General features: G+C 45.9%; 1 protein-coding gene and 1 pseudogene. Both read right to left on the reverse strand.

Annotated elements, in window-relative coordinates:
• Window positions 1-237, reverse strand: a 237-nt coding sequence (locus tag MUP17_04705) for a hypothetical protein (protein MCJ7458271.1), incomplete at its 3' end; no start/stop codon positions are given.
• 1,154 nt (window positions 238-1,391) lie between these two features.
• Window positions 1,392-2,564 (reverse strand): annotated as a pseudogene (locus MUP17_04710) (PLP-dependent aminotransferase family protein).
• Window positions 2,565-3,190: the final 626 nt, after the last annotated feature.

Raw genomic sequence — 3,190 nt, forward strand, 5'->3', positions numbered from 1 at the left:
ATCCGCTACTTTGCCCAGATCCTTTTTCGTCTGCGGAATCTGAGATAAATCGGTCATCATCCTCGCCTTGGGCCTGACCTGGATCAATTCCGGAGTAATCTTATTCTGCTCAGTTGGCTGAATGCTTGTTGCCTTGCCTGTTTGCTTGGACTGGTCAGTATCTTTTGCCCAAACCCACACGAAAGCCAAGGCAATAGCTAATATCACTACAAACATTACTAAAAGACTTTTCTTCATTTGATTTCCTCCTTAAGAAAAATCAAAGGTGAAATTTTTATTTCGTCGTTTCTTTTTTCCTTGCCCTGTCTTCACCTCCTTTAAACAACCCCTCTTCCCTGATGGTTAAAATCATAATACGTTCAAGTTGACAATTACCCCTGTCTATCCGGAAAAAAAAGATAGACCTTAAGAAAGAGGTTTTAATTTAGCGAATTAAAATCTTAGAAGGGTAAAAACCAACTTTTGTTGGGTTGATTTCTGCCAACCACGATCCAGAAATCAACTTGTAGTTTTTATCGGCATTCCTTAGAACAAGGTTTAGCCACTTATAAATATATGAATTAGCTTAAGTTTGTCAAGAGAAAAATGCATAAAAAAACCAATTATTTTCAATAGATATAGGCAGGACAAGTTTCAATAAATCAATAGATTAGCGGCAATTAGGACAATTTTAGTCAAATTTGACCTTCCAACGAGAAGAAAAACCCTGCTCAAATCTCGATTTTTCCAAGAATTTATTGCTCTTCGTTGGTCTCCTGACCAGCGAAGAAACGTATCGCATGCGTCTCCCTTCTCCTCGCAGGAGAGGGTTAGGGAGAGGTTCATGCTCTTCGTTGGTCTCCCGACCAGCGAAGTATGGGAAAATTGTGTTGGTCAGGTCCCCTGACCTGACCGATACTTTCATCCTCAAACCGGTCTGAGAGTGAAATTAGCAGTATATGTCAGTGGGTCAGGCGTCTCGCCTGACCGAACAGGCAAGATGCCTGTTCCACCATCACTAACCTAACCTTGACCTCTAAATGTGCACGTCGGGTCCCCCGACCCGACGGTTCTTATACAGGGACTCCGCTCTTCACTGGTCTCCTGACCAACGAAGAAACGTATCGCATGCGTCTTTATCCCCTCTCCTCAAAGGAGAGGGTAAGGGTGAGGTTGCTCTTCGTTGGTCTCCCGACCAGCGAAGTATGGGAAAATTGTGTTGGTCAGGTCCCCTGACCTGACCGATATTTTCACCCTCAAACTGGTTTGAGGGTGCCACCCATCCGTTGGAAAATAAGAACGCCCGACATCTCGCCACAGGCGGATCGAGCGCTACGAGCTTCGTCTTCCATCTCCCTTCTTACGTCTTCCTTTTCTTTTCTTGCTTTTTCCTTGAGCCTTTGAACCTTTTTTTACCTTATCCCCGCGCTAATCGGCCTAATCCTTATATTCTCCTTGAAAACCCGGGCTAATCTTTTAATCCCTTCCTCAATTATCTCCTCGGACATCGTGCAAAAGTTCAATCTCAGGGTATTGTCCTTATCCTCCCGGGCAAAGAAGAACTTTCCCGGAACATAAGCGACTTTTTCAGAAATAGCTTTAACCAAAAGCTCAGTTGCTGATGCGCCCTCAGGCAATTCCACCCACAGAAAAAGTCCCCCTTCCGGCTTGGTCCAGGTGATTTCTTCCGGGAAGTATTCCTCTAATGCTTTCAGCATTACTTTCATCCTTCTGGCATAAGCTTCTTTGATCTTCTCTATGTGCCGGTCTAAATTGCCCTCTTTTACATATTCATGGATAACATACTGGGAGAGAGTATTGGTATGCAGGTCAGTCCCCTGCTTCATTCTTTCGAAGACCCCCATCACTTCCTTTGATGCCGCTATCCACCCTAATCTGGTGCCGGGCAGGATTATCTTGGAAAAAGTCCCTAACTGAATCACCAGGTCTCCCCCCAGCCCTTTAATCGAAGGGACGTCCTCTCCCCTGTACCTCAGCTCACCGTAAGGGTTATCGTCGATTATCGGCACGTAATACTACTGAGCCAGCTCGACCAAAAGCTTTCTCCTCTCAAAGCTCATGGTGATACCTGAAGGATTCTGGAAATTCGGAACCACGTAGATGAAACGGGGTTTGCTTTTCCTGATAGCCTCTCCTACCTGGTCAATGATAATTCCATTCTGATCCATATCCACGGTGGTGTAATGGGGACCATAAGCATTGAAAGCTTGCAAAGCTCCCAGGTAGGTAGGATCTTCCACCACTATGAAACTTCCCGGATCGATAAAAACCTTGCCCACCAGGTCCAGCCCCTGCTGGGACCCGCAGGTGATCAGGATGTTCTCCTCAGTAAGCTTGGTTCCGTCCTTTGAAAGCCGATCAGCCAGGAACCTGCGCAAAGGCGGATAACCCATGGTCAAACTATACTGTAAGGCTTTAGCACCGTTTTGCTCTAATACTTTAACACAGGCTTCTTTAATCTCCTCTATCGGGAAAAGCTCTGGTGCAGGCAGACCGCCGGCAAAGGAAATGATCTCCGGCCTTTCGGTTATTTTGAGAATTTCCCGGATAGCGGAGCTTTTCATCTTCCAGGCTCTTTCAGAGAAAATCCAGTTTAAAATCACAATGCCTCCTTATCTTGTTTAGATTTCATATTGTCAATTACTCATATGCATAAGTATTTTATACAAAAAAACCTTTAAGTCAAGAAAATTAAGAAATATAAAATGGGTTTTTTTGTCGAGACGCATCGAATGCGTCTCCTCCTCTCTCCTCGCAGGAGAGGGTCAGGGTGAGGTTTACATCCTTCACCCTCAAAACCAGCTTGAGGGTGCCAATAGCAGAATATGTCAGTGGGTCAGAAATCTCGCCTGACCGAACAGGCGTTGGTCTCCTGGCCAAAAAGTAACCCCACCTTGCCCTCAAGGTAGGGCTCATCATACCCATGTTGGGGGCAACGTGGGTCTACCGATTTTAGTTTTTGCAGGGGGCGAGGTCCTTCCCTCCCCTTTTTAAGGAGAGGGTCAGGGAAAGGTTCATGCTCTTCGTTGGTCTCCTGACCAACGAAGAAACGTAGAGACGCATCGAATGCGTCTCCATCCCCTATTCTCGCAAGAGAGGGTAAGGGTGAGGTTTACATCCTTCACCCTCAAAACCAGCTTGAGGGTGCCAATAGCAGAATATGTCAGTGGGTCAGAAATCTCGCCTGACC

It is taken from the genome of Candidatus Zixiibacteriota bacterium (assembly GCA_022865345.1).
Lineage (GTDB): Bacteria > Zixibacteria > MSB-5A5 > MSB-5A5 > RBG-16-43-9 > RBG-16-43-9.